Origin of the sequence: Companilactobacillus halodurans, from assembly GCF_009600985.1 — a bacterium.
Taxonomy (GTDB): Bacteria; Bacillota; Bacilli; order Lactobacillales; family Lactobacillaceae; genus Companilactobacillus; species Companilactobacillus halodurans.
Map to the genome: position 1 here is coordinate 1 of NZ_VDFP01000283.1, position 1,042 is coordinate 1,042.

The 1,042-nt window shown below is 27.0% G+C and carries 2 protein-coding genes; both read right to left on the reverse strand.

The window, feature by feature from the left end; all coding sequences use genetic code 11:
- Positions 1–374: hypothetical protein (locus FHL06_RS14185; protein ID WP_153387309.1), on the reverse strand; the 374-nt coding region annotated here is incomplete at its 3' end.
- A partial coding sequence (locus tag FHL06_RS14190) for an EpsG family protein (protein WP_153387311.1) occupies positions 375–1,042 on the reverse strand: 668 nt, incomplete at its 5' end.

Genomic DNA, 1,042 nt, shown 5'->3' on the forward strand with positions numbered 1-1,042 from the left:
TTTATATTTTTAGCCATAAATAATGAAGGGCCACTTAAAATAATTGCATCTGTAGGATTGTTGTATAGATACTCAGTAATTAAGTGTGAAATATATTTATCTAATAATTTAGAATCCACTGAAAATATTTTTTGGGAAGCTTTATTAATAATACGTAAAAATAAAGATATCATTTTTTCCATATTATTTCGAATCAACAGATCTACTGGACTCTCTACTTTAATAGTCTCATTATTAGATTTTCTCAGAGTTAAAAATCTAATATTTAATTTCTTATTTTTGTTCAAATAATCACCAATCGTCGCGTTGACCTTTTGTAAACCACCAATATCCATTTTATCTAATACAAACAAAACATTTATAATATTACTCACCTAACCTATCTTATATGGAAATAGATTACCGTAATTTCCCAGCGCATACATATTAATAAAAAAGAATACTGAATAGCTCATATAAATTATGTAGTATAAATATCTTTTTAACGGTCGTTTAATTAGGTAAATATTTTCCGAAATAAACAGAATGAATGGAACATAGAAGTAATAACTAAGCCTTCCGAAAAGAACATAGTTTGCTGAGGCAAATCCATTAAATACAACATTAATCAAACATAACAGATACGTTCCCCTTATAATAAGCGAATCTGATCTCTTAACTGATCCATAAAAGGGCAATATTGGAATTAAAAATAACATCGACCTATATAATGAGAATGATGACCAGTTAATTGCATTAACAATATAATAATACTTAGATGCAAACAATGTTATTAAAGAAGGAAACTTTCCTAAAATATATGGGATTATTAAAACTGAAAAAATAAGTATTGAAACCGTGACAACAGGAATATTAAACTTCTTACTTACAATTATTTTGCTAAATAGAACTAATATGACAAAATACATTAGGGAAATTACTATTGATGAATCATGTATATAAAAAGCAACTATTGCTGTAACAATCCCTGTCATATTTTTTTCTTTCAAAAAGCAATCCAAAACCACGGCAGTCAAGACAATAGATAGTCCTTGTCTTAGTA